Here is a 25628-nt window from a genome sequence, read left to right as displayed (position 1 = left end):
CGCCGGTTAGTCCTCCTGCCGGCGTTCCGGTGGTGGCACCAGCGGGGCGGTGAGCGCGGCGGCGGTGGCCGGATCGGGGCGGGAGACCCCGCCGAGGCCGGACTGCTCGGCGGCGATCTGCTCCTGCAACCGCAGGATGCCGTGCAGCAGCGCCTCCGGTCGAGGTGGGCAGCCGGGCACATAGACATCGACCGGGACCAACTGATCGACCCCTTTGGTCACCGAATACGAATCCCAGTACGGGCCGCCGCAGTTGGAACAGGCGCCGAAGGAGATCACATACTTCGGCTCGGGCATCTGATCGTAGAGCCGCTTGATCGCCGGGGCCATCTTGTCGGTGACCGTGCCCGACACCACCATCAGGTCGGCCTGCCGCGGCCCGTGCGCGAACGGGATCACGCCCAACCGGATGAAGTCGTGCCGGCCCATGCTGGTGGCGATGAACTCGATCGCGCAGCACGCCAGCCCGAAATTGAACACCCACAGCGAATACCGCCGACCCCAGTTGAGAACGAACCGGATCGGCTCGCCGAGCACCGCCGGCAGGTTGGCCATGCGCCCACCCTACGGCGGGTACCAGGCGGCCGTCATGTCGACCTTGTCGCCACGCATCGGCGTACCCTCGGCTGCCAGCAGCGCCCGGGCCCGCTGTTCATGGCCGGGCGGCAGCCGACCATCCGCGGCGACCACCCGGTGCCAGGGCACCCCGCCGCCGTACCGGGCCATGATCGTGCCGACCCGGCGCGGGTTGTTCCGGCCAGTGGTGGTCGCGAGCGCGTCCGCAACCGCGCCGTAGCTCATGACCTGCCCGGGCGGGATCTGCTCTACCAGCGCGAGCACCACCGCCACGTACTCCTCCGGGTCGACCACGGCCGCCACGATATGGGATCGACGCTCGGTTCGCAGCAGGTGAGCGGGCAGAATGGGATCGTGTACGCAGCAACCACCGAGGCCGCCGGACGCGCCGCGGTCGCCGCCGCCCGGCGGCTGGTGGTCAAGATCGGCTCCTCGTCCCTGACCACGACCGCGGGTGGGCTCGACCGGGAACGGCTCCAGGCGCTCGTCGGCACCCTCGCCGGCCACGTCGGCCACGACCGGGAGTTGGTGCTCGTCTCCTCCGGGGCGATCGCCGCCGGGCTCGCCCCGCTCCGGCTCCCCCGCCGGCCCACCGATCTCGCCAGCCAGCAGGCGGCGGCGAGCGTCGGCCAAGGGCTGCTGCTCCGGGAGTATGCTGCCGAGTTCGGCCGGCACGGCCGCACCGTCGGCCAGGTGCTGCTGACCGTCGATGACGTGACCCGCCGGGTGCATTACCGCAACGCCTACCGCACCCTGCGCAAGCTGCTGGACCTCGCGGTGGTCCCGATCGTCAACGAAAACGACACGGTCGCCACCGACGAGATCCGATTCGGCGACAACGACCGGCTGGCGGCGCTGGTGGCGGCGCTGATCCACGCCGAGGCGCTGGTGCTGCTGACCGATGTAGACGGCTTGTGGACCGGCGACCCGGCTCACCCGGCGAGTCACCGGATCGACGAGGTGCGTTCGGGTGACCCGCTGACCGGGGTGCAGCTCGGCCGGTCCGGGCGGACCGGGGTCGGCACCGGCGGCATGGTCACCAAGGTGGAGGCGGCCCGGATCGCCACCGGCGCGGGCATTCCGGTGTTGTTGAGCAGCGCCGACCTGGCCGGGGCCGCGCTCGAAGCGGAGCCGGTGGGGACGCTGTTCCATCCGCACCCCAGCCGCCCCTCCGCCCGGTTGCACTGGCTGGCGCACGCCACCACCGCCCGGGGCCGGCTGCACCTGGACGACGGGGCGGTTGCGGCGGTCGTGGACCGGCGCAAGTCGCTGCTGCCGGCGGGGATCACCGGGGTCGATGGCGGCTTCTCCGCGGGCGACCCGGTCGATCTGGTGGATACCGCCGGCCGGCCGGTGGCGCGAGGACTGGTCAACTACGACGCGGTGGAGTTGCCGCCGCTGCTCGGGCGCACCACCGCCGACCTGGCGACCGCGCTCGGCCCGGAGTATGAACGCGAGGTCGTCCACCGCGACGACCTCGTGCTCTTCACGAGTTGACCATGAGGTTTGGGACGCATTTTGACGCTGATCATGAACCTGGGTCCATGATCAGCTGGGAAGGGGAGAGCGGGAGATGACGGTTCAGAAGCAGGCCGAGGCGGCCCGGGTCGCCGCGAGCACACTGGCGCTCGCCACCCGCGGGGAGAAGGACGCGGCGCTGCACGCCATCGCCGACGCGCTCGTCGCCCGCAGCCCGGAGATCGTCGCGGCGAACCAGCGCGATGTCGCCGCGGGCCGGGAGGCCGGGCTCACCGAGGCGGTGCTGGACCGGTTGGCGCTCACCACCGACCGGGTCGCCGCAGTCGCCGAAGCGGTCCGGGCGATGGCCGGCCTGCCCGACCCGGTCGGCGAGGTGATCCGCGGCTCCACCCTCCCCAACGGTCTCCAGGTCCGGCAGCTCCGGGTGCCGCTCGGCGTGATCGGGATCGTCTACGAGGCCCGGCCGAACGTCACCGTGGACGCCGCCGGGTTGTGCCTGAAATCCGGCAACGCGGTGCTGTTGCGGGGTTCCTCGTCCGCGGTTCACTCCAACACCGCGCTGGTGGAGGTGCTCCGGGGGGCGCTGGCCGACCGCGGGCTGCCCGCCGACGCCGTGCAACTGGTCGACCCGAGCAGCCACGACACGGTCAAGCAGTTGATGCGCGCCCGCGGCCTGGTGGACGTGCTGATCCCCCGTGGTGGCGCGTCGCTGATCCAGTCGGTGGTGACCGAGTCCACGGTGCCGGTGATCGAGACCGGCACCGGCAACTGCCACATCTACGTCGACGCCGCCGCCGATCCGGATCTCGCCCTGCGGATCCTGCTCAACGCCAAGACCCAGCGGACCAGTGTCTGCAACGCCGCCGAGTCGCTACTGGTGCACGCCGACGCCGCCGACGCCTTCCTGCCACGGGCGCTGGCCGCGCTGCGCGAGGCCGGGGTCACCGTCCACGGCGACGACCGGGTGCGCCGGTACGACGAGTCGGTGCGGCCTGCGACCGAGGAGGACTACGCCACCGAGTACCTGGCGTTGGAGATCTCCGCCGCGGTGGTGGACTCGCTCGCCGACGCGACCGCACACATCGCCCGCTACGGCAGCGGCCACTCGGAGGCGATCGTCACCGACTCGACCCGGGCGGCACAACAGTTCACCGCCCAGGTCGACGCGGCCGCGGTGCTGGTGAACGCCTCCACCCGGTTCGTCGACGGGGGTGAGTTCGGGTTCGGCGCCGAGATCGGCATCTCCACCCAGAAGCTGCACGCCCGCGGGCCGATGGGGTTGCCGGAGCTCACCTCGACCAAGTACGTGGTCACCGGCGACGGCCACACCCGCAGCTGACCCGCCCCTCCGCCCTCCGCCCTCCGCCCTCCGCCCTCCGCCCTCCGCCCTCCGCCCTCCGCCCTCCGCCCGATGATCTTGGAGCGCCGGCGGATGGGCCCTGTTGGGCCGCCTACGAGAGCTGCTAGCACAAACGGAGCAGAGCTGGCGGCGCCGCGATGCTCGGCCTAGCTCCCTGCTTGGCGACCCAGCCCCTTCTTGGCGACCCGGACCCCTGCTTGGTGGGTTGAGTGGCGCCCAATTCGTCGGGAAAAGACGATTTTGCGATACTAGTTGATCACCACTCAACCCACCAAGCTGCGGCCGACGGGCTGAACTCACTGCCAACCTCCCGGCAGCCCGCCGCTGCGGCAGGTCGCCGGCGCCCTCGACTGCGCTCCGTTTGTGCTAGCAGCTCTCGTAGGCGGCCCAACAGGGCCCCCTCCGCCGGCGCTCCAAGATCATCGGGCGGGCGGAAGGCCTGGACAGGGCGACCGGGCAGGGGGAAGGCCTGGACAGGGCGACCGGGCAGGCGGATGGGTATAGGGCGACCAGGCGCGCCAGGAGCGGGCAGCGCCAGGAGCGGGCAGCGCCAAGGGCGGACAGAACCAGGGCAGCGCCAGGGGCGGGCAGCGCCGGCGGCGCCTACTCCGGCACCGGCGGGCCGGGGTCGAGCAGCGGGGCGAGCAGATCTCCGTAGCTCGCCAGCCGGGCCAGCAGCTGCTCCGGTGAGTAGCGGCCCAGCTCGACGCCGGCGACTTCGTCCCAGGTCACCGGGGTGGAGACGGTCGGGGATGGTTCGGCCCGCAGCGAGTACGGCGCGACCGTGGTCTTCGCCGCCGCGTTCTGACTCCAGTCGATGAAGACCTTGCCGGGGCGCAGCCGCTTCGCCATCTGCGCGGTGATCTTCCGCGGCTGGGCCCGGGCCAGCTCCTCGGCGACCCGTTTTGCGTACCCGGAGACCACCGCCGCGGGTTGGCTGGCCGAGATCGGGCAGTAAAGTTGCATCCCCTTCTTGCCGGAGGTCTTCGCGACCGCGGCCAGCCCGTCGCGGGCGAGGCGGTCCCGCAGCACCAGTGCCACGTCGGCGCACTCGGTTAGCCCGGCCGGCGGGCCCGGATCCAGGTCGAGCACGAGCAGATCTGGTCCGACCGCGCCGATCCGCCACTGGTGGGTGTGCAGCTCCAGCGCGGCCAGGTTGGCGAGCCAGATCACGGTGGCGAGGTCGTCGGCGACCACATAGTCGAGGGTTTCCCGGCCGGTGCTGGAGCCGGGCACCGGCAGCGTTTCGGTGCGTACCCAGCTGGGTGTGCCGGCGGGGGCATTCTTCTCGAAGAAGGATGCCTCGGTCACGCCGTTCGGGTAGCGGATCCGGGTCAGCGCCCGGTCTCGCAGATGCGGCAACAGCATCGGGGCGACCCTGGCGTAATAGTCGATCACTTCACCTTTGGTGTACCCGGACGCGGGATACAACACCTTATCCAGATTGGATAACTCCAGGGTCCGGCCTTCGATCGTGACCAGCGTCGGCCGATCCAGCTGAGATACCGGCGCCAGCGCCGGGGGCACCGGCGGACCGGCCTGGGTGCTCGGCTTGTCTGGGCGCAGCCGCACGAAGCGGGGAAAGCGGAGCCGGCCGTCGGGGGTCTGCTGCCCGTACCGCACCTCGACCACCAGCTCCGGCCGTACCCAGGTGGCGTCCCGGGCGTCGTCGCGGGTGAGCGGTTCGGCAAACGGCGAGGTGTCGGTGCGCAGCGGCGCCAGGGCGGTGAGCAGGGCCCGTTCGGCGGCGGCGCTGATCCCGCCGCCGACCCGACCGCGGTAGACGAGCCCACCTCCGGCGGCCGGGGAGCCGACCAGCAGCGCCCCCAGTCGCCGGGCGCCCGGCCGCCACCCGCCGATGACGAAGTCGCCGGTCTCGTCCCGCTTGATCTTCAGCCACTCGGTGGAGCGCTCTCCTGGCCGGTACGGCGAGTCGCGCCGCTTGGCCACCACGCCTTCGAGGGAGTGTTCGGTGGCTGCGGCGAGCGTGGCCGGCCCGTCGTCGAAGCTCGGCGGGACCAGCCAGTGCCGGCTCGCGGGCAGCCGCCCGGCCAGCTCTTCCAGGAGCTGCCGCCGCCGGTGGTAGGGCTCGGCCAGGTGCGACTCGCCGGCGAGCCGGAGCAGGTCAAAGATCATGTAGGTGACCGGGGCGGACCCGGCGAGCTGGGCGGCCCGACTGCGGTCCCGCACGTGCATCCGTTCGGCGAGCGCCGCAAACGAGGGGCGCCCGGCGGCGTCGAGCACGACTATCTCCCCGTCCAGCACCGTGTCGGGATCGACGGCGTCGGCCAACCCGGCGAGCTCCGGGTACGCGGCGGTGACCTCGGCGCCGGAACGGGCGTAGAGCCGCACCTGGCCACCCTCGACCACCGCGATTGCGCGTACGCCGTCCCATTTCATCTCGTACGCCCAGTCGCCGTCGCCCGGCAGCGCCCCTGTTACCGCTAGCATCGGGGAGATCACCACCCGTTTACTGTGCCATGCTGGCTGGTAGGGGGGTCCCGCTGGGAGGAGATGGCATGCGGGCGATCTGGAAGGGCGCGGTCTCGTTCGGGCTGGTCTCGATCGGGGTAAAGCTCTACGCGGCTACCGAAGAGAAGACGATCCGGTTCCACCAGGTGCATCGCCGGGACGCCGGTCGGATCCGCTACCAGCGGGTCTGTTCGGTCTGCGGCGAGCAGGTGAGCTACGACGACATCGCCAAAGGGTACGACCTGGGCGGCGGCGAGCTGGTGGTGCTCACCGACGAGGATTTCGAGGACCTGCCGCTCGCCACCTCGCGGGCGATCGACGTACTCGAGTTCGTGCCGGCTGACCAGATCGATCCGATGTTCTATAACAAGGCGTATTACCTGGAGCCGGAGGCCAGCGCCACCAAGCCGTACCTGCTGCTGCGCGATGCACTCGGCGACAGCAAGCGGGTGGCGGTGGTGAAGGTCGCGCTGCGGCAGCGGGAGCAGCTGGCCACGCTGCGGGTACGCGAAGGGTTGCTGGTCCTCAACACCATGCTGTGGCCGGATGAGGTCCGGGCGCCGGAGTTCGGCTTCCTGGACGAAGAGGTGGAGACCCGGGAGCCGGAGCTGGCGATGGCGATGTCGCTGATCGACTCGATGACCGGGGATTTCCACAGCGACGCCTACACCGACGACTACCGGGAGGCGTTGCAGCAGATGATCGACGCCAAAGTGGAGGGACGTGAAGTGGCGGCGCCGGAGGAGCCGACGGAGGCACCACCGGCGGTTGATCTGATGGCGGCGCTGCGGGCTTCGGTGGAACGGGCACAGGCGGCCCGAGGTGGCGAGAGCAGCGACGAAGAAGCGGACCGGGAACCCGTCGAGCCGACTCCGATCAGCGCGGCTCGTTCCCGCTCCGGCGGCGCTCGGCAAGGCACCAAACAGGCCAGCGGGAAGCAGGCCGGCACCAAACAGGCCAGCGGGAAGCAGACCAGCGCGGAGCAGGGCGAGCGGAAGTCACCCGGGAGCAAGCAGCGCAACAGCCGGCAGAGCGGCGGGAAGGCGGACGCGGGCAAGCGGAGCGGAGAGAAACAGCGCAGCACCGGCGAGTCGACCGAGGCGACGCCGAAGAAGGCCAGCCGCGCCCGCAAGTCTGCGTAGACACCTCCGGGCCGGTGGTTGACGAACCCGGCTCCGCACCTACGGCGCCGCGTGCGCCGGCTCCAGCGCCTGTGGCCTGACCTCGGCCGGTGGGCCGCTCAGGGTGCCGGTCGATCCTGCCACGACCAGGCCAGTTTCACCCGGTCGGATTAGCCTGTCCTTTGTAGCACGTACTGACTGGTACACTCAGTGGATCGTCCCACTCCGCCGCGCTGCGGCGCGCTAATCGTCGTAGTCAGCAGAAAGGGCAGCATGCGCGAGCGAGACACGTACCCGGCCGGAGTTCCCTGCTGGGTGGACCTCCCGTCCCCGGACCCGCAGGCTACCGCCCGGTTCTACGCCGGCCTGTTTGGCTGGGAGATCAGCGACCCCGACCTTGGGGGTCACCTTCTGGCCCGGCTGGACGGGTCCGAGGTCGCCGGGTTCGGCCTCCTGACGTCGGATGACCAGGCCGGGGCCGGTTGGCGGACCTACCTGTGCGTGGCCGACGCTGGCGAGACTGCTACTGCGGTCGGCGCCGCTGGCGGGAAGGTGTTGCGGGAGCCGCACCTGACTCCAGGGGCCCGGGTCGCGATCTGCGCTGACCCCCAGGGGGCGGTCTTCGGGCTCTGGCAGGCCGACGGGCTGGCCGGGGCCCGGCTGGTGAACACGGCCGGCGCCTGGAACTGGAGCGAGCTCAAGGTTCGGGACCCGGACCCGACCATGGCCTTCTACCAGCAGGTCTTCGGGTGGCAGACCGACATCCTCGACTTCGGGGGCCAGGTCGCGATGATGGTACGGATGCCCGGGTACGGGGACTTCCTGGAGCTGGTGGAGCCTGGCATCCGGGAACGACACGGAGCGGGTGGGGCCCCGCCCGGGTTCACCGACGCGGTCGCCTGGATCGAACGGATCGACCCGGAGGACGACATGACCGCCCCGCACTGGAGCGTCACCTTCTCGGTGGCTGACGCCGCCGCCACCGCGGCCCGGGCCGAGCACCTCGGTGGGGGGATCATCGTCCCACCCTTCGATGCCGGGGAAGGCCTGGTCGCGGTCGTCTCCGACCCGGACGGGACGATCTTCGCGGTCAACGAGTATCAACCGACCGAGGCCGGGTAGTTAGTCGGTGGCGAGATGTAGCTCGATCCGACCCAGGTTCAACCTGGCCGCATCGGTAAGACTGCGGAGCTGGCCCGCGGTAGCTCGACCGGGGAACAGAAACCTCTCCCGGGTAAGAATTGCCGCGATCATCAGAGCCGGGAAGCTAACGTGAAAAGGCCGGGCCACCTGATGGTGACCCGGCCCTACTTCCAAATCTGGCCCTTGCGGCCCAAGCCTGGATCACCAGCCGAACTGGCGATCCAAATGTAAGGGCCGTGCCCAGGGAGGACACGGCCCTTATCTCGTGGCGGGGGCGGGATTTGAACCCGCGACCTTCGGGTTATGAGCCCGACGAGCTACCGAACTGCTCCACCCCGCGTCGCACGGATAAGGATAGCGCAGTGGCGCCCGGAGGCAAAACCAGGGGGTCGGCGAGTCAGTACCACCGGAAGCGCCCGCCTACTCCACTTCGATGACGACCTCGGCGCTCTCCCCCCGGTCGCCGTCCACCGACGACCACAGTTCGTAGGTACCGGGCTCCAGGGTGACGGTCAGCTGCTCCGGGCTGGCGCCGGGCGCCACCTCGGAGGTGCTGCTGCTGACGCCGGGCCCTTCGATGCTGAGCAGGTGAGGCTCCTGGCCCTCCTGCTCGACCACGAAGGTGTACGTACCCGCCGGGAAGATCGTCGCCGGCAGTAGCACCTCGTCGTCGACGAGGATGACCGGCACCTCCGCCGCTTCCTCGTCGGCTGCGGGCACATCGTCGGTCTCCGGCGGGTCGACCGGCTCGACCGGGGCTACCGGCTCCTCCTGAGCCGGCGTGGTCGAGTCGTCCGCATCATCGGCGGTGCAGGCGCCGGCGGCGAACGCGACCGCCGCAGCGGCCAGCGCTCCGCCAGCGCGGCGTAGAACGCGAGACATGAATGCTCCTCTCTCCAGGACACTGCTGGGCACCCGCCGCGCTGACCGCGGTTCGAGGCCTCACCCTGCCCAACGCTTCAAACGGAAAGGAGGTATGCGATTACCCTTAGTAATGACATTGATGGGATGAAGAGCACAGCCACGCCGCGTACCCTTGAGCCTCGATGAACACGCCGACTCCCTCTTCAACGAGCGAGACCGACCGCCAACCGAGCGCGCCCCAACCGGGTGAAATCCGGACCTTTCAGCTGCACCGGGGCCGGATGCGCAGCCAGCGCCAGGAAAATCTGCGCCGGCTCGCCCCGAGGTTCACGGTGGCGGCCGACGGGCCACCGCTCGACCCCGCGACCATCTTCGGCCGCCCGGCGCCGCTGGTGGTGGAGATCGGTTCCGGGATGGGCGACGCGACCGCCGCGATGGCCGCCGCCGACCCAGACCGCGACTACCTCGCGGTAGAGGTCCACCCGCCGGGAGTGGCGCAACTACTCGGCCTGATCGAGGCGGGTGGGCTGACCAACCTGCGGGTGGTCCAGGGCGACGCGTTGCAGCTGCTGCGGCAGCGGGTAGCGCCGGCGAGCCTAGCCGCCATCCACGCCTTCTTCCCCGACCCGTGGCCCAAGCAGCGCCATCACAAGCGTCGACTGTTCCAGCCGGCGCACGTGAGCCTGCTGCGGTCCCGGCTGGCGCCCGGCGGGGTCCTGCACACCGTCACCGACTGGCCGGACTATGCCCGGGTCATCCAACGCACCCTCGACGCCGACCCCGAGCTGGTCGATGCCTACGACGGTTGGGCGCCCCGGCCGGCGTACCGTCCGGAGACGAAGTATGAGCGCAAGGCCCACGCGGCCGGCCGACCCAGCTTCGAGTTGCGCTACCGCCGCCGCTGATCAGGCAGCCGATTTCGCGCAATCCACCCCGCGGGGTTGCATCGTCGGCGCCAGGACCGGGTAGGGGCATCCCAGACAGATGCGGACACCCAGCCGGACGGGGGCAGCGAGATGCGGCACGAGACAGCACGGCAGGACCCACAACAGCGGTACGCCGGACCCGAGGAGCAGGGGCCGGAGCAGCTCGAATACCCCGGGCACACCGGCGGGCTCGACCGGCAGCCCGACCACGGGGAGCAGAGCTACCAGGGTCGCGACCGGCTGGTGGGGCGGCGGGCGCTGATCACCGGCGGCGACTCGGGGATCGGGCGGGCGGTAGCGCTCGCCTACGCCAGGGAAGGCGCGGACGTGATGATCTCCTACCTCCCGGAGGAGGAGAGCGACGCGGCCGAGACCGCCCGGCTGGTCACCGAGGCGGGGCGGAAAGTGGTCCAGGCGCCGGGTGATGTCCGAGACGAGGGCTACTGCCGGCAGTTGGTGCAGCGGGCCGTGGACGAACTCGGTGGCCTGGACATTCTGGTCAACAACGCCGCCTACCAGATGGGCCAGCCCGGCGGCATCGAGGAGATCACGACCGAGCAGTTCGACCGGGTGATGAAGACCAACCTGTACGCGATGTTCTGGCTCTGCAAGGCCGCCGTACCGGTGCTGCCGCGCGGTTCGACGATCATCAACGTCTCCTCGATCCAGGCCGAGAACCCATCCCCCAGCCTGCTCGACTACGCCACCACCAAGGCGGGGATCAAGGCGTTCACGCAGGCGCTCGCCACCGATCTCGCGGACCACGGTATCCGGGTCAACGCGGTGGCACCCGGACCGATCTGGACCCCGTTGATCCCGGCGACGCTGCCGGCGGAGTCGGTCGAGCAGTTCGGCGGCGACACCCCGCTCGGCCGGGTCGGCCAGCCGATCGAGGTGGCTACCGCCTTCGTCTACTTCGCGTCGCCGGAGTCGAGCTTCGTCACCGGGGAGGTGCTGGCGGTGACCGGTGGTAAGCCGATGAGCTGACCCCCGTACCGGAGCAACGGGTGAATTGGCGAGGGTATGCCGGCGGGTGCCAAACTGAGCGCGCCGGTTCAGTGCCGGTCCGTCAGACTAGGGGACGACCGGGCGACCACCGACCAGGGAGACAGGAGTGTGCCGATGAGTGCCGGATGGGTGCTCCCCGAGGGGGTGCTGGCGCAGGCGCCCAGCTACACCCCCCGCCCGGCCGAGCTGGCCGATCTTGAGCTGCTACTCACCGGCGCCTTCGCGCCCCTGACCAGCCTGCCCACCAGCACCGACCTGCGCTCGATCAGCGCCCATGGCACCCTCGCCGACGGCACCCCCTGGCCGGTGCCGGTAACCCTGGAGGTGCCGACCGAGCTGATCTCCCAGCTCGAATCGGACAACCCGCTACGGCGGGCGCTGATCCTCACCGACACCGAGGGCGCACCGGTCGCCGCGGTGGACGTGATGGACAGCTGGCCCACCCGGGACGGCATGAGCGGGGTCGGTGGGCCGGTGCGGGCCATGGGCGAGTCGCCCCGGTGGGCCTTCAAGGCGCTACGCCGCACCCCGCAACAGGTCCGGGACGAACTCCCGCCGGGCCGGGTCGTGGGGGTGGTGGCCGACCAGCCGCTCCACCGGCCACAGCTGGCGCAGATCGTCCACGCCACCCGTACGTTGCAGGCGCACCTGGTGGTGATGATCCCCACCGCCGGTCCGCCGGCGGCCGGCCTGTCCAGCGAAGCGCTGGTGCGGTGTGTGCTCGCGGCCGACGACCGGTTGCCGACCGCCACCGTGGTCACGGTGCCGTTGCGCCGCCGCGCCAACGAAATCCACGATGCCCTGATCCGGGCGCGGGTGGCCCAGTCGTACGGGGTCACCCACCTGCTCGCGGGCGGCCCCACGCTCTCGGGCGGTGGCCCGCGGGTGCTGGTGCCCCGGGAGCTGGCCTACGACAGTCGGGACGGGCAGTGGCGGGGGCGGGACGACATCCCACCCCGCAACCAGCGCGCCGCGCTCACCGCGACCGAGATCGACGACCTGCTCGACCGGGGCTTTCCGCTGCCCGAGTGGCACACCCCACCGGCGGTCGCCAAAGAGCTGGCCCGGGCCCGCCCGCCGCGCCGGCACCGGGGGGTGGTGCTCTTCTTCACCGGGCTCTCCGGCTCCGGCAAGTCGACGATCGCCCGCGGGGTGGCGGCGTCGCTGCGGGAGACCGGCGAACGGTCGGTGACCGTGCTCGACGGCGACATCGTGCGCCGCAACCTCTCAGCTGGGCTGGGCTTCTCCAAAGCCGACCGGGACCGCAACATTCAACGGGTCGGCTGGGTGGCGGCCGAGATCGCCAAACACCGCGGCATGGCGATCTGCTGCCCGATCGCCCCGTACGCCGCGCCCCGGACCGAGGCCAGGGCGGCAGCGCTCGCGGCCGGCGCCGGCTTCCTCCTGGTCTGGGTCGCGACCCCGCTCGCGGTCTGCGAGCAGCGGGACCGGAAAGGCTTGTACGCCAAGGCCCGCGCCGGTGAGCTCACGGGCATGACCGGGGTGGACGACCCGTACGAGGAGCCGGCGGACGCCGAGTTGGTGGTCGACACCACCAAGCTCAGCATCGACGAGGCGGTCGGCACGGTGCTCGGCTATCTGGAGGAGCACGGCTGGATCGAGACCGCCCGGGTGGCCTGAGCGGGCTGCGGGGATCTGCCTCACCCTTTCCCGGCGCACCCTGAGACGGCCGTGACCAGCGTGACTGGGGTAGCCTGTGCGGCGCGGGGGGCCGGTCGCACAGGAGGAGGACCTGATGCGGATCAAGACTGCCGCAGTGCTGGTCGCGGGGGCGCTGGCGCTGTTCGGCGCCGGGTGTGGCGGCGACGACGCAGCCGACGACCCGGACGCCCCCACCACGGCGCCGACGCCGGACCCAGCGGATTCGCCGGACGGTGACGCGGACGGCGCCGATGATGCGGACGATTCGGGCCAGGCTCCCACTGCGTTCAACGAGGAGACCGCCAGCGGCAGCTACGAATGCGGCGGCCAGGACGTCACGGTCAACAGCGAGACGGCCGACCTCGAGTTCACCGGGGCCTGCGGCATCGTGGTGATCAACGGCGACGACGCCGAGGTGATCATCGAGGAGGCCGAGATGATCGTGGTCAACGGCGAGAACGCGTCGGTTGTCTACGGCGGTGACCCGGAGGTCGTGGTGAACGGCGAAAACGCCTCTGCCGAGGCCGCCGACGCCGACTGACCGGCCCTGCGGGCGGCGGCCCGGGTCGACCTGAAGATCCAGAGCCCTGCAGCTGTACGACACACGGTGTGTCGTACAGCTGCAGGGTAGTTGATCACTCGGATGTCCTCGCTGGAGCCGGTCCATGCCCCGCCGGTACGGCACCACTGAATTGACCATGGGGTTAGGGACCGGAATCGGCTCCGACCATGTACCTAAGTCCATGATCGGCGCGGGTCTCGGCCGCTGGGGTGGGCGCGGGTCTCGGCCGCTGGGGTGGGCGCGGACCCGATCGGGCAGGGTGATGAACTAGCCACATGACCGAGCAGACTCCGGCCGCTGCCGCCCAGCCCCCCGGCGGCGCCGTGGTGGTGCCGCCCGAGTTGGCCGAGCTGAGCTACGAGCAGGCCCGGTCGGAGCTGGCCACCGTGGTGGAGCGGCTGGAGGCCGGCGGCGCCACCCTGGAGGAGGCGCTCACGCTCTGGGAGCGGGGCGAGGCGCTGGCCCAGGTGTGCCAGCAGCGGCTCGACGGCGCCCGCGCCCGCCTCGACCGCGCCACCAGCGAACCACCCAATGGTTGACCTCGCCGAGCAGCGCCGGGGGTTCCGGGAGCTGCACCAGTCCGGCACCTTCGTGCTTCCGAACGCCTGGGATCAGGGCTCCGCGCGACTGCTGGCGCAGCTGGGATTCCCCGCGGTCGCGACCACCAGCTCCGGGCTGGCCGCCAGCCTGGGCCGCGCCGACCAGCAGCTCCACCGCGATCAGCTGATCGAGCACGTCGCCGCGCTCAGCTCGACCGTCGAGATCCAGGTCGCGGTGGATGCCGAGCGCGGCTACGCACCGGATCCCGACGGGGTGGCCGCCACGGTGGAGCTGCTCGCCCAGGCCGGCGCCAGCGGTGTGTCGATCGAGGACTACGACCCGGTAACCGGGCAGATCGACCGGGTCGAGGTCGCGGTCGAGCGGATCGCCGCGGCGGCCGCGGTCTGCGACCGCCACGGCATGGTCCTGACCGGCCGGGCGGAGAACCATCTCTACGGCGTGGCGGACCTGGCCGACACGATCGCCCGGCTCAGGGCGTACCGCGCGGCCGGTGCGGCCTGTGTCTACGCCCCTGGTCTGGGCGAGCTCGCGGAGATCACCCGGGTCGCGGACGAGGTCGACGCGCCGCTCAACGTACTCGCCCTCCGGCAGGGGCCAGCAGTGCCCGAGCTGGCCCGGGCGGGCGTCCGCCGAGTCTCCACCGGTGGCGCGCTGGCCTGGGCGGCCTACGGGGCGCTGGTGCGGGCTGCGGGCGAACTACGGGACACGGGCACCAGCACCTTCCTCGACCACGCCCTGGCTCCCACGCTCCGGGACGCCGCCTTCCCGCCCGAACCGCTGGCGTGACCGCCGGCCTGACCCGGCGTGCCCGGCGGCGGGCTCAGTCGGGTGCGCTGGCGGCGGCGAGTTCGGCCAACTCCGCTTCGCTGCCCAGCCCTACCACCATGATCGTCAGCTCGGGTTCGAGCAGCACTAAAGCGTGCTCACCGCCAGCCCCGGTGTAGTACTGCCACGGCTCACCAGCGATCTCACGGTTGCCCGCCGGGGCCGCCTCGGGCGGCAGGTCGGCGGGGAGCAGCTCGTCGGCCGGCAGGGTGCTCTGGATCAGCTGCACGCTGCCGTCAGACGGGGTGACGTAGCCGATCCGGAGCGTTCCGCCGCCACTGGCGCCCGTCGTCGGCTCGGCGAAGGCCGCGCTGATCGGCACCCACTGCTCGTCGAGTTCCGGCTGCCCGGCTGCGGGCAGCCCCGCCTCCCGCGCCTCGGCCACCGCCGGGGCCGGGTCGACCGCCACCGGCTGAGTCCGACCGGTGAGTATCTGATACCCACCGATCAGTAGCAATACCGGCACCAGCAGCACCAGCAGTGAGATGATCAGATCTCGCGGCCGGCGGCTGGCTCGGGCCGGCGGCTGGTCGGTCGGTGCTTCATTCCCCACATATGCCAGGATGCCAAAGAGACTTGAACGCTGGCGGAGAGGTGGTCCCGTTGACCGAGCAGGCGCGTCAGCCACAGGATCTTGACCGCAACCTGGCGCTCGACCTGGTCCGGGTCACCGAGGCCGCGGCGATGGCCGCCGGCCGCTGGGTGGGCCGGGGCGACAAGGAGGGCGGCGACGGGGCAGCGGTGGACGCGATGCGCCGCCTGATCAACTCCATCCCGATGACCGGCGTGGTGGTGATCGGTGAGGGCGAGAAGGACGCCGCGCCGATGCTCTACAACGGGGAACGCGTCGGGGACGGCAGCGGCCCGGAGATGGATGTCGCGGTCGACCCGATCGACGGCACCACTCTGATGAGCAAGGGCATGCCGAACGCGCTGGCGGTGCTGGCGGTGGCCGAGCGCGGGGCGATGTTCGACCCGAGCGCGGTCTTCTACATGGAGAAGCTGGCGGTCGGCCCGGAGGCGGCCGATGTGATCGACATCAGCGCCGGGGTGAAGGAAAATCTCCGCCGGGTGGCGCAGGTCAAGCGCTCCGCCGTCTCCGAACTCACGGTCTGCATCCTCGACCGCTCCCGGCACAGCGACCTGGTCGACGAGGTGCGCGACGCGGGCGCCCGGATCCGATTCATCACCGACGGCGACATCGCGGGGGCGATCAGCGCCGCCCGGGAAAGCTCCGACGTGGACGTCCTGATGGGCATCGGCGGCACCCCCGAGGGCATCGTCACCGCCTGCGCGATGAAGTGCATGGGCGGCGCGATCCAGGCCCGGCTGTGGCCGCACGACGACGCCGAACGGGAGCGGCTGGCCGCCTCCGGGCTGGACCCGAGCGTGGTGCTCACCACCGACGACCTGGTCCGGGGCGACAACAACTTCTTCGTCGCGACCGGGATCACCTCCGGGGACCTGCTGCGGGGCGTCCGGTACCGGGCCGGCGGCGCCTACACCCAGTCGATCGTCATGCGGTCCAAGAGCGGCACCATCCGGGTGATCGACTCGTACCACCGGTTGGAGAAGCTGGCCCGCTACTCGATGGTGGACTTCGACGGCCATCCGCTGGCCGAGCAGGCCTAACCGGGATGCCCCGGCGCCGGGCGCTCGGCGTCGCGCTCGCTGCCGCCTCCGGCCTGGCGATGGCGTTGCAGGCGCGGATCAACGGCGAACTAGCGGTCCAGATCGGCGACGGGGTCGCCGCCGCAACGATCTCGTTCGCGGTGGGCCTGGTGGTGCTGGCGGCGATCGTCTTCGGCTCACCGTACGGCCGCCGCGGGCTGCGGGCGGTGCGGGAACAGCTACGCGCCGGCACCCTGCGCTGGTGGCACTGCCTCGGCGGACTCGCGGGCGGCTTCGTGGTCGCCACCCAGGGGCTCACCGTCGCCTCGCTCGGCGTGGCGGTCTTCACGGTCACCTTGGTCGCCGGTCAGTCCACCAGCAGCCTGCTGGTGGACCGGACCACATTGCCGCCCAGCGGACCGCAGGCGGTCACCCGTACCCGGGTGATCGGGGCGGGGCTGTGCGTGCTGGCGGTGGTGGTGTCGGTCGCCGACCGGCTAGGCAGTCCGCAGACGCTGGGGCTGGCCCTGCTGCCGCTCGCCGCCGGCTTCGGCATCGCCTGGCAGCAGGCGGTCAACGGCCGGGTACGCGCGGCCGGTGGCTCCACCTGGCCGGCGACCTTCATCAACTTCCTGACCGGCCTGCTGGGGCTGCTGCTCGGGTTCGGCATCGGCGTGCTGGTCCGCGGCTGGCCCGGCGGCGATTTGCCGAGCGAGCCGTGGCTCTACGCCGGTGGGCTGCTCGGCATCGCGGTGATCGCGGTCGGCGCGGCGGTGGTCCGGTTCACCGGGGTGCTGCTGCTCGGGTTGGCCGCGATCTCCGGGCAGGTACTGGGCGCGCTCTTGCTCGACCTGTTGGTGCCGGCGGACACGCCGCCAGCGGTGAACACGTACGCGGGCGCGTTGCTGGCGCTGACCGCGGTCGGCATCGCCACGCTCGGCTCCCGCCGCCCCGCCCGGCCCACCCAGTCCTAGCGGCCGATCATGAGCGTGGTGACCGACACGCGCGGCGTGTTGAGCACTTAAGTTCATGATCGGCCGGAACTCCCGGGCGGGTCAGCTGGCGTCCGAGGAGTGGCCGGGGAAGACCCGGGCGGTCGGGTCGATCACGACGGCCGCGTTGTTGACCGCGGTAGCGGCCTCGCCGAACCCGGTGGCGATCAGGCGCACCTTGCCGGGGTACTCGGTGATGTCGCCGGCGGCGAAGACCCGCGGCAGGTTGGTCGCCATCGTCGAGTCGACCAGGATGTGCCGGCGGTCCAGCCGCAGCCCCCACTCGGTGAGCGGCCCCAGGTCCGCGGTGAAGCCGAGCGCCGCGACGACCGTGTCGACCGGGACCGTCTCAGTGCTGCCCGCGGCCTTGTGGGTGATCTCGGCCGAGGTCACCACGCCGTCGCCGAGCAGCTGGCTCACCTCCGCGTTCACGATGATCCGCACCGGGAGCTCCTGCACCTTGGCGATGGTGTGGGCGTGCGCCCGGAACCGGTCGCGCCGGTGCACCATGGTCACCGATTTTGCGACGGGCGAGAGCGCAAGCGCCCAGTCGAAGGCCGAGTCGCCGCCGCCGACGATCAACACGTTCTGGGCGGCGAGGTCCGCCAGATGTTTGACGAAGTAGATCACCCCGGTGCCGGTGAAGACATCGGCCGCCGGCAGCGGGCGTGGGCTGAAGCTGCCGATCCCGCCGGTGATCAGGACCGCCCCGGCCCGCACCGGCTCCCGCCCGGCAAGGCCGAGCACCGGCAGGTCGCCGTCGTAGCTGAGGGTTTCCGCCTGGGCGCCGAGCAGATAGTCAGGCGCGAACGGGGCAGCCTGCTCGACCAGGTTCGCCACCAGGTCCCGCCCCCGGATGCTGGGGAACCCAGCGACGTCGAAGATCTCCTTCTCTGGGTACATCGCGGTGATCTGGCCGCCGGCCTCGGGCAGCGCGTCGATCACCGCCGTGCGCAGGCCGCGGAAGCCGGCGTAGTACGCCGCGAACAGCCCGGTCGGACCGGCGCCCACGATCGCCATGTCCACGTCCCGCATCCGTCACCACCGCGCCTTTCCGCACCGCGCTCGTGCCGAGCGCCGATGGCATGCTTCGACGGTACGGTGAGCCGGCACCCGGGGCAACTGTGCGCGCCGGCCGGCGAGGGCAGCTGGGGGTCAGCGGGGAAGTCGGAAGTCCGGTGGCAGGCCGCCGCCGGGGCCGAACGGGTCGGGCGGCGCCGGCCGCCGACGCTGCCGGAAGATGATCGCGGCGGCGACACCGCCGAGGAAGCCGAACAGGTGCCCCTCCCAGGAGATGCCCTGTTGGCCGGGGAGCGCGCCCTGCAGCTGCCAGCCGTAGAGCACGCCGATCAGCACCCCGACCGCCGCGTTCCACCAGCTGCGCTCGACCACGCCGCGGGTGAGTAGGAGCCCGAGGAAGCCGAAGACCACGCCGCTGGCGCCGACGTGCACCGGATTCGCGTCCCGCAGCGCGTCGCTGACGAAGAAGAGGTTGCCCAGCAGCCAGACGCCGACCCCGGAGACCGCCATGATCACCAGCGTGGACCACAGGGTCCGGCGCAGTCCGCCGGCGAGCACGAAGGTGCCGAGCAGGATCAGCGGCACGCTATTGGCGGTGACGTGCAGGAAGCTGCCATGCAGCAGCGGCGCGAACAGAACCCCGTCCAACCCGGTGAGGTCGCGCGGCCGGATGCCGTGGGCGGCGGCGAAGGAGTAGCCGGGCGTCGCCCAGTCCAGCACCGCGATCAGGAACAGCACCGGCACCACGGCGCACATCACCACGAACGCGCGGCCGATGGTGGCGTAGAAGGCTTCGGTACCGAACCGAAGCGGACCATCGTCCGGTCGGGAGAGTTCGCCCATCACGCCTCCGTTGGTACCAGCCCGGCGCCTCCCCGCCAAATCGGGCCGCGCTGGCGAGACCCGTCAACTGACGTGTGGAGGCTCGGCCGACGCAGCCCGCGCACGCCGTTCCTGGGATGAGTCCCCCTGCCTGCCCACCGGCACGTGGGCGGTCGCGGTGGCGAGGCCGAGTCGGGGCATGTTCACGTAGATCGCTTCCCAACCGCCCGGCTGCACCAGGTACATCTCGTGCCAGACGCCGACATCGCCGTTGCCGCCGACCGCCCGGTTGAAGCGCTGCCAGGCTGGCTGATGTGGCAGTGACGGGTCGCGGGCGAACCGCTCCAGCTGTTCTACGCTGCGCCAGTACTGCACCAGCATCGCGCCGTCCCGACCCAGCCACTGGCCGCCGCCAAGGTACCCAAGGTCCGGACGGCTCCGCAGCACGCGGTTCGCGGCGCCCACTGCCGACCAGACCGGCAGCCACTTGTGCGGCTTCCACCATCTGTTGACTCGCATCCCGAGCAGGAAGACCACGTAGTCTCCGTCGATCTCGGCGGTCATCCGACCCGGCGCGATCTTCGTCATCGCTCACCTCCACTAGATAGTAGATAGTAGCACTATCCGCAATCTAGCGTAATAGCATAGGGGAATGCGAATCGGCGAGCTCAGTCGCGACAGCGGGGTGACGATCCCCACAATCAAGTACTACCTACGGGAAGGCCTGCTCCCGCCGGGCGCGCCCGCCGGCCGGAACCAGGCCAGCTACGACCAGTCGCACCTGGAACGACTCCGGCTCATCCGGGCGCTACGCGACGTGGGTGGGCTGAGCGTCACCGCGGCGAAGGAGGTGTTGGACGCGCTCGACGAACCGGAGCTCAGTGCCCACGAACTAATGGGACGCGCCCACCAGGCGGTGCTCCGCGACCGCGGTAGCGACGCCCTCGGCCCGGAGGATCACGAATGGACCCGGGCCCGAGCCGACGCCGCGGCGGAGATCGCACAGCTCGGCTGGCGGGTCGACCCGGACGCCCCGGCGCTGGACCAGCTCGCCGACGTCATCCTGACACTCCGCCGGGTCAACCGGCCGGACCTGCTGAACCTGCTCCCCCAGTACGCGGCGGCCACGTTGGGCCTGGCTAACCAAGAGGTACGGCTGGCGGCGGCGGACCGGGAGCCGGCCGCGGTGATGACCACAGTGGTAACCGGCACCATCCTGGGCGAGGCACTGCTCGCCACCGTGCGGCTGCTGGCTCAGGAGCACGTCTCAGCGACGCTGGCCGAGGAACGGGGCGAGGGCTGCGAGGGCGACGGCGCTAGCGGGAGCGACGCCGCCAGCGGGAGCGACGGCGAAACACCGTAGCAGGAGCGGGCCGATCGGACCCGCCCCCGCTACGGTCTGCCCGGGCTAATACCAGTTGTTGGACTGGAAGAAGCCCCAGGCACCGCATGGGTTGCCATAGCGGTTGTTGATGTACTCCAGGCCCCAGGAGATCTGGGTGGCCGGATTGGTCTGCCAATCGGACCCGTGTGACGCCATCTTGTCACCAGGCAACGATTGGGGGATTCCGTACGCGCCGGACGACGGGTTCTGTGCCTGGTGGTTCCAGCCACTCTCCCGAGTCCACAGGTTGTCCAAGCAGGACATCTGGTCGATGCCGAAGCCAGCGTCGAGCAACATCGAACAACCGGTCGCCCGGTTGCCGCTGTACTCGCTGCAGGAGGCCGGCACCGGGCCGGTGGAGTCCGAGGGAGCCGGCTCCGAAGCGGACTCCGGTGCTGGTTCGGGCTCGGGCTCTGGCTCCGGCTCTGGCTTCACCTGCGCAGCCTCAGCGCGGACGGTCCGCTCCGACGCGTCCGCGTCGGACGTGCCGCGGCTGCCACGGTCGGCCGCCTCGTCGACTACGCGCTCCAGCTCTGCCAGCTGCATCTGGTAGGCCAGCGTCTCCGCTGGCGGGTCGACTTCCGGTCGCTCGTTGGCGTTACCTGCCAACTCCGCTCCGCCCACCACGCTGAGCGCCATGGCGCCAGCGAGGAGCGAACCGAACGCTAATCGAGCCTTGCGACCGGATGCACCGGTAGTGCCTCTCACCAGGACGATCCCTTCGTCGGGGACACGGACGCAGCGTCGACGCTCAGTTGGATCAACGTGGATCCAGACGGTCACGTAACGCCACCATGACCGTGACTCACCCGAACGGCCGATGGGGGGTCGCTCCCCCTTCGATTGTGAGCCCCAGCACCGCACAAAGTATCGAAAATAAGGGCAAAGGGCCCCCGATTCGGGGGCCCTTTGGGTCGACGAGAAGCGATATGTTGATCGACTTACCGGGGGATGTCCTCCAGCAGATCGGTCACGAGCTCTGCAATCGGGGAACGCTCTGACCTGGTAAGAGTCATATGAGCAAAGAGCGGTTGCCCCTTCAGGGCTTCGATCACCGCGGTCACTCCGTCGTGCCGTCCGACCCGGAGATTGTCGCGTTGCGCGACATCGTGGGTGAGCACCACCCGCGAGCCGGTGCCCATCCGCGAAAGCACGGTGAGTAGCACGCCGCGCTCCAACGACTGCGCCTCATCTACGATGACGAAGGCATCATGCAAGCTTCGCCCCCGAATGTGGGTCAGCGGCAACACTTCCAGCAGGCCGCGCCCGAGCATCTCTTCCACCACATGTTCGTGGACGACCGACCCGAGGGTGTCGAAGACCGCCTGCGACCACGGCGACATCTTGTCCGATTCACTGCCCGGCAGATAGCCCAGATTCTGTCCACCAACGGCGTACATTGGACGGAAGACGATCAGCTTGCGGTGACGCGCTTTCTCCATCACCTGCTCCAGGCCGGCGCAGAGCGCCAACGCCGACTTGCCGGTGCCCGCCCGACCACCGAGCGACACGATCCCGATCGATTCGTCGAGCAACAACTCCAGCGCCACCCGCTGCTCCGCCGAGCGACCCCGCAGCCCGAACGCCTCCCGATCCCCCCGCACCAGCTGGATCGCCTTGTCGGCGGTGACCCGGCCCAGCGCGGATCCGCGGGGCGAGTGCAACACCAGGCCGGTGTGGCAGGGCAGGTCACCGACGTCGGTAGCGATCGACCCGGCGGAGTACAGCTCATCGACCTGCTCCGGGGCCAGGTCGAGCTCGGCCATCCCGGTCCAGGTGGCATCGACCGCCTGGTCATGGCGGTACTCGTCGGCGTGCAGACCGACCGCGGCGGCCTTCACTCGCAGCGGCATATCCTTGGTGACCAGTATCACGTCACGCCCCTCGCTGGCGGCGCCGAAGGCCACCGCCAGAATCCGGGCATCGTTAGTCTCGGCCCGGAACCCGGGCGGCAGGACCGACGGGTCGGCGTGGTTCAGCTCTACCCGGAGCGTGCCGCCCAACTCGCCGACGGGGACCGGGTGATCCAGCCGACCGTGCCGGAGCCGCAACTCGTCCAGCAGGCGCAGCGCTTGCCGGGCGAACCAGCCCAGCTCCGGATGGTGTCGCTTGGCCTCCAACTCAGAGATGACCACGAGGGGCAGCACCACCTCATGCTCGGCAAAACGGTACAACGCGGATGGGTCGGAGATCAGAACCGAGGTATCGACCACATATGTCCGGATCTCCGCTCGCGGATTCGCCTCGCTCATGGCGCGACGCTACTGCCCGATCACCGATCCCGGCTAGTGCCGGCGCACCGGCGGCGCCGGCAGCACCGCCGGGTTGCGGCGCAACACCGCAGCTCAGGGACTGAACCGGCGGTTCAGGAGCCGAATCGGCGCTGCCGGTGAGCGTAGCTGCGCAGCGCCCGGAGAAAGTCCACCCGCCGGAACCCGGGCCAGTTGACGTCACAGAAGTAGAACTCGGAGTAGGCCGACTGCCACAACAGGAACCCACCGAGCCGCTGCTCCCCGCTGGTCCGGATGACCAGGTCGGGGTCGGGCAGGCCCTTGGTATAGAGGTGCTCGGCGATCTGGTCGACGTCGAGCACCTCGGCGACCTCCTCCAACGACTTGCCGGCCCGCGCATACTCCAGCAGCAGCCCGCGCACCGCGTCGGCGATCTCCCGCCGGCCGCCGTAACAGATCGCGAGGTTGACCTGCGCACCTCCGACCCGGTCGGCGGTGCGCTCCTCGGCGGCCTTCAGCGCCGCGGCATGGCCCGCCGGCAAGAGATCCAGTGCGCCGACCATCCGCAGCCGCCAGGGCTGGCCCTCCGCCGCCAGCTCGGTGACCAGATCCTCGATGATCTGCAGCAGCGGGGCCAGCTCCGCGGCGGGTCGGGACAGATTGTCGGTAGAGAGCAGCCACACCGTGACGTGCCCGACCCCGACATCGTCGCACCACCGGAGTAGCTGCTTGACCCGCTCCGCGCCGACCAGGTGACCGTCGTTGGGGTTGACGAAGCCCATCTCGCGGGCCCACCGCCGATTGCCGTCGACCAGCACCCCGACGTGGTCGGGCAACGACTTACCGGCGAGCGCGGTGGTCAACCGGCGTTCGTACAGGGAGTAGAGGAGGTTGCGCAGCTTCATCGCCGCCAGCTTAATCCCCGACCGCCAGGCCCGGGGTCCGACGGTGGCCCCAGGCCCGACGGCCGAATGGTCACTGCTCGCCCAGCCGCGCCCGCAGCGCGTCCAGCTCTGCCCACAGCACCCCGGGCAGTTTCTCGCCGAACTTCTCGAACCACTCCGTCACCTGCGGCAGCTCGGCCCGCCACTCCTCCGGGTCGACCCGCAGCGACGCCTCGATGTCCGACCGCGGGGTGTCCAGTCCGGACAGATCGAGCGCATCCGCCGTCGGCACGAAGCCGATCGGCGTCTCCACCGCCTCGGCGTCGCCCTCCAGCCGCTCGATGATCCACTTTAGAACCCGCGAGTTCTCGCCGAACCCGGGCCACAGGAACCGGCCGTCGTCGCCGCGGCGGAACCAGTTGACATAGAAGATGCGCGGAAGCTTGCTCGGGTCACCCGCGCCGGCACCAGCGCCCTTGCCCATCTCGATCCAGTGCTGGAAGTAGTCACCGCCGTGGTAACCGATGAACGGCAGCATCGCCATCGGGTCCCGCCGGACCACCCCGACCTCGCCGGCCGCCGCGGCGGTGGTCTCCGACGACAACGTAGCTCCCATGTAGACCCCGTGCACCCAGTCCCGGGACTCGGTCACCAGCGGCACAGTGGTCTTGCGACGGCCACCGAACAGGATCGCCGAGATCGGCACCCCCTGCGGGTCGTCGTACTCCGGCGCCAGGATCGGGCATTGGTTGATCGGCGTGCAGAAGCGCGAATTCGGGTGAGAGGACAACGCGTCAGAGTCCGGCGTCCAGTCCTGGCCCCGCCAATCGGTCAGGTGCGCGGGCGGCTCACCCATGCCCTCCCACCAGACGTCACCGTCGTCGGTGAGCGCGACGTTGGTGAAGAGCGAGTTGCCTCGCTCCAGCGTACGCATGGCGTTCGGGTTGGTCTTCCAGTCGGTGCCCGGGGCGACCCCGAACAGGCCGTACTCCGGGTTCACCGCGTAGAGCCGGCCATCCTCGCCGAACCGCATCCAGGCGATGTCGTCGCCGAGCGTCTCCACCGTCCAGCCGTCGATGGTCGGCTCCAGCATCGCCAGGTTCGTCTTGCCGCAGGCGGACGGGAAGGCACCGGCCACATAGTACGATTTGCCCGCGGGGGAGGTCAGTTTGAGGATCAGCATGTGCTCGGCCATCCAGCCCTCGTCCCGGCCGATCACCGAGGCGATCCGGAGCGAGTAGCACTTCTTGCCGAGCAGCGAGTTGCCGCCGTAACCGGAGCCGAACGACCAGATCTCCCGCGACTCCGGGAAGTGCGAGATGTACTTCGTGTCGTTGCACGGCCACGGCACATCGCTCTCGCCGGTCGCCAGCGGGGCGCCCACCGAGTGCAGCGCCGGCACGAACTCGGCGTCTCCCCCCATCCGCTCCAGCACCGCGTTGCCCATCCGGGTCATGATGTGCATCGAGATCACCACGTACGCGGAGTCGGTGATCTCCACCCCGAACCGGGGCTGCTCGGCGTCGAGCGGGCCCATGCAGAACGGGATCACATACATCGTGCGACCGCGCATGGCGCCCCGGAACAGCTCGGTCATGGTGGCCTTCATCTCGCCGGGGTCCCGCCAGTTGTTGGTAGGTCCGGCATCGGCCTCGTCGGCGGAGCAGATGAAGGTGCGCTCTTCCACCCGGGCGACATCGCTGGGGTCGGTCCGCGCCCAGAAGGAGTTGGGCCTGCGGTCGTCGTTGAGCCGCACCAGCGTGCCGGCGGCGACCAGGTCGTCGGTGAGCCGCTGCCACTCCTGCGCCGACCCGTCGCACCACACCACCTGGTCGGGCGTGGTCAGCTCCGCCACCTCGCCCACCCAGGTCAGCAGGTCCTGGTGTGGTGTCGGGGCATCGTCCAACCCGGGTATCACGGTCGCAGTCATGGCAGCTCTCCTCATTGATCGCCTCAAACCCAATACGCCGTCGCCCGCCGCGGCGGCTGTAAGGGGGTTTGTTGCACAGCCTAGACCCAGAATGTGGGATTGGACACGCCCTGATCTTGTGAAGAACTGCACAAGCTGCTGGTAACGCGCCCAGTTGAGCAAAAACCACCGCCGAACTCACCACTTGAACGCAGA

The 25628-nt window shown here is 70.5% G+C and carries 25 protein-coding genes and 1 tRNA gene; 13 read left to right on the top strand and 13 right to left on the bottom strand.

Features of this window, described 5'->3' with window-relative positions; genetic code table 11:
- Positions 1-6: 6 nt before the first annotated feature.
- Together JQS43_RS02755 and JQS43_RS02750 are read right to left on the bottom strand one after the other, a co-directional pair.
- Positions 7-555: an NADH-quinone oxidoreductase subunit B gene (locus JQS43_RS02755; protein ID WP_239677480.1), complete on the bottom strand. Its 549-nt coding sequence runs from the start codon at positions 553-555 to the stop codon at positions 7-9.
- Positions 556-564: 9 nt separating this feature from the next.
- The gene (locus JQS43_RS02750; protein WP_239677479.1) at positions 565-870 is read right to left on the bottom strand and encodes an MGMT family protein; all 306 of its coding nucleotides are present in this window, start codon (positions 868-870) and stop codon (positions 565-567) included.
- Positions 871-882: 12 nt separating this feature from the next.
- Between JQS43_RS02750 and proB the strand changes: the two genes are divergently transcribed.
- The gene (gene proB, locus JQS43_RS02745; protein ID WP_239677478.1) at positions 883-2073 is read left to right on the top strand and encodes a glutamate 5-kinase; all 1191 of its coding nucleotides are present in this window, start codon (positions 883-885) and stop codon (positions 2071-2073) included.
- 76 nt (positions 2074-2149) lie between these two features.
- Positions 2150-3394 carry a glutamate-5-semialdehyde dehydrogenase gene (locus JQS43_RS02740; protein WP_239677477.1) on the top strand — a complete coding sequence of 415 codons (1245 nt, stop codon included), beginning with the start codon at positions 2150-2152 and terminating at the stop codon, positions 3392-3394.
- Positions 3395-4018: 624 nt separating this feature from the next.
- On the opposite strand, the gene ligD is transcribed toward JQS43_RS02740, so the two are convergent.
- Positions 4019-5866, bottom strand: a complete 1848-nt coding sequence (gene ligD, locus JQS43_RS02735) for a DNA ligase D (RefSeq protein ID WP_275581003.1) — start codon at positions 5864-5866, stop codon at positions 4019-4021.
- Between the two features lie 68 nt (positions 5867-5934).
- Here ligD and ku point away from each other — a divergent pair, with 68 nt between their 5' ends.
- Both ku and JQS43_RS02725 read left to right on the top strand, forming a co-directional pair.
- Entirely contained in the window at positions 5935-7029 is a 1095-nt protein-coding gene (gene ku / locus JQS43_RS02730; RefSeq protein ID WP_239677476.1) for a non-homologous end joining protein Ku, read from the top strand.
- Between the two features lie 252 nt (positions 7030-7281).
- Positions 7282-8130: a VOC family protein gene (locus JQS43_RS02725; RefSeq protein ID WP_239677475.1), complete on the top strand. Its 849-nt coding sequence runs from the start codon at positions 7282-7284 to the stop codon at positions 8128-8130.
- Between the two features lie 287 nt (positions 8131-8417).
- On the opposite strand, the gene JQS43_RS02720 is transcribed toward JQS43_RS02725, so the two are convergent.
- Positions 8418-8491: transfer RNA gene (locus JQS43_RS02720), tRNA-Met, on the bottom strand.
- Between the two features lie 80 nt (positions 8492-8571).
- Entirely contained in the window at positions 8572-9033 is a 462-nt protein-coding gene (locus JQS43_RS02715) for a cupredoxin domain-containing protein (RefSeq protein ID WP_239677474.1), read from the bottom strand.
- A gap of 164 nt (positions 9034-9197) precedes the next feature.
- On the opposite strand from JQS43_RS02715, the gene trmB reads away from it, so the two are divergent.
- From trmB to JQS43_RS02685, 6 genes are all read left to right on the top strand, one after another.
- A complete protein-coding gene (gene trmB, locus JQS43_RS02710) occupies positions 9198-9920 on the top strand; it encodes a tRNA (guanosine(46)-N7)-methyltransferase TrmB (protein ID WP_239677473.1) in 723 nt (240 codons plus the stop codon).
- Between the two features lie 111 nt (positions 9921-10031).
- Entirely contained in the window at positions 10032-10928 is an 897-nt protein-coding gene (locus JQS43_RS02705; RefSeq protein WP_239677472.1) for an SDR family oxidoreductase, read from the top strand.
- Between the two features lie 135 nt (positions 10929-11063).
- The gene (cysC, locus tag JQS43_RS02700; RefSeq protein WP_239677471.1) at positions 11064-12590 is read left to right on the top strand and encodes an adenylyl-sulfate kinase; all 1527 of its coding nucleotides are present in this window, start codon (positions 11064-11066) and stop codon (positions 12588-12590) included.
- 115 nt (positions 12591-12705) lie between these two features.
- Positions 12706-13152, top strand: a complete 447-nt coding sequence (locus JQS43_RS02695) for a DUF3060 domain-containing protein (RefSeq protein ID WP_239677470.1) — start codon at positions 12706-12708, stop codon at positions 13150-13152.
- Positions 13153-13448: 296 nt separating this feature from the next.
- Positions 13449-13712: an exodeoxyribonuclease VII small subunit gene (locus JQS43_RS02690; protein WP_338037150.1), complete on the top strand. Its 264-nt coding sequence runs from the start codon at positions 13449-13451 to the stop codon at positions 13710-13712.
- Complete coding sequence (locus JQS43_RS02685; protein ID WP_239677469.1) at positions 13705-14520, top strand: isocitrate lyase/PEP mutase family protein; 816 nt, start codon at positions 13705-13707, stop codon at positions 14518-14520. Before JQS43_RS02690 ends, JQS43_RS02685 begins: the two co-directional genes overlap by 8 nt.
- Before the next feature lie 34 nt (positions 14521-14554).
- Here the strand turns inward: JQS43_RS02685 and JQS43_RS02680 are convergent, their stop codons facing one another.
- Positions 14555-15112 carry a DUF4245 family protein gene (locus JQS43_RS02680; RefSeq protein WP_239677468.1) on the bottom strand — a complete coding sequence of 186 codons (558 nt, stop codon included), beginning with the start codon at positions 15110-15112 and terminating at the stop codon, positions 14555-14557.
- Between the two features lie 2 nt (positions 15113-15114).
- Here JQS43_RS02680 and glpX point away from each other — a divergent pair, with 2 nt between their 5' ends.
- Both glpX and JQS43_RS02670 read left to right on the top strand, forming a co-directional pair.
- Positions 15115-16191: a class II fructose-bisphosphatase gene (gene glpX, locus JQS43_RS02675; protein ID WP_420847643.1), complete on the top strand. Its 1077-nt coding sequence runs from the start codon at positions 15115-15117 to the stop codon at positions 16189-16191.
- Positions 16192-16196: 5 nt separating this feature from the next.
- Positions 16197-17144: a DMT family transporter gene (locus tag JQS43_RS02670; RefSeq protein WP_239677466.1), complete on the top strand. Its 948-nt coding sequence runs from the start codon at positions 16197-16199 to the stop codon at positions 17142-17144.
- An 81-nt stretch (positions 17145-17225) separates the two neighbouring features.
- Here the strand turns inward: JQS43_RS02670 and JQS43_RS02665 are convergent, their stop codons facing one another.
- From JQS43_RS02665 to JQS43_RS02655, 3 genes are all read right to left on the bottom strand, one after another.
- Positions 17226-18197, bottom strand: a complete 972-nt coding sequence (locus JQS43_RS02665) for an NAD(P)/FAD-dependent oxidoreductase (protein WP_239677465.1) — start codon at positions 18195-18197, stop codon at positions 17226-17228.
- 120 nt (positions 18198-18317) lie between these two features.
- On the bottom strand, positions 18318-19025 hold the full coding sequence (locus tag JQS43_RS02660) for a rhomboid family intramembrane serine protease (RefSeq protein ID WP_239677464.1): 708 nt from the start codon (positions 19023-19025) through the stop codon (positions 18318-18320).
- Between the two features lie 63 nt (positions 19026-19088).
- On the bottom strand, positions 19089-19592 hold the full coding sequence (locus JQS43_RS02655) for a DUF4188 domain-containing protein (RefSeq protein WP_239677463.1): 504 nt from the start codon (positions 19590-19592) through the stop codon (positions 19089-19091).
- A 64-nt stretch (positions 19593-19656) separates the two neighbouring features.
- Between JQS43_RS02655 and JQS43_RS02650 the strand changes: the two genes are divergently transcribed.
- Positions 19657-20367 carry a MerR family transcriptional regulator gene (locus tag JQS43_RS02650; RefSeq protein WP_239677462.1) on the top strand — a complete coding sequence of 237 codons (711 nt, stop codon included), beginning with the start codon at positions 19657-19659 and terminating at the stop codon, positions 20365-20367.
- Between the two features lie 45 nt (positions 20368-20412).
- Here the strand turns inward: JQS43_RS02650 and JQS43_RS02645 are convergent, their stop codons facing one another.
- The 4 genes from JQS43_RS02645 to JQS43_RS02630 all read right to left on the bottom strand — a co-directional run bounded on the left by JQS43_RS02645 (position 20413) and on the right by JQS43_RS02630 (position 25433).
- Entirely contained in the window at positions 20413-21027 is a 615-nt protein-coding gene (locus JQS43_RS02645) for an aggregation-promoting factor C-terminal-like domain-containing protein (protein ID WP_239677461.1), read from the bottom strand.
- Positions 21028-21329: 302 nt separating this feature from the next.
- Complete coding sequence (locus tag JQS43_RS02640; protein WP_239677460.1) at positions 21330-22640, bottom strand: PhoH family protein; 1311 nt, start codon at positions 22638-22640, stop codon at positions 21330-21332.
- 113 nt (positions 22641-22753) lie between these two features.
- Positions 22754-23524: an isoprenyl transferase gene (locus tag JQS43_RS02635; RefSeq protein ID WP_239677459.1), complete on the bottom strand. Its 771-nt coding sequence runs from the start codon at positions 23522-23524 to the stop codon at positions 22754-22756.
- A gap of 70 nt (positions 23525-23594) precedes the next feature.
- The gene (locus JQS43_RS02630; protein ID WP_239677458.1) at positions 23595-25433 is read right to left on the bottom strand and encodes a phosphoenolpyruvate carboxykinase (GTP); all 1839 of its coding nucleotides are present in this window, start codon (positions 25431-25433) and stop codon (positions 23595-23597) included.
- Positions 25434-25628 lie beyond the last annotated feature (195 nt).

The organism is Natronosporangium hydrolyticum, assembly GCF_016925615.1.
Lineage (GTDB): Bacteria > Actinomycetota > Actinomycetes > Mycobacteriales > Micromonosporaceae > Natronosporangium > Natronosporangium hydrolyticum.
The sequence above is the reverse complement of the archived record's forward strand: the minus strand, read 5'-3'. Positions and strand labels throughout refer to the sequence as shown.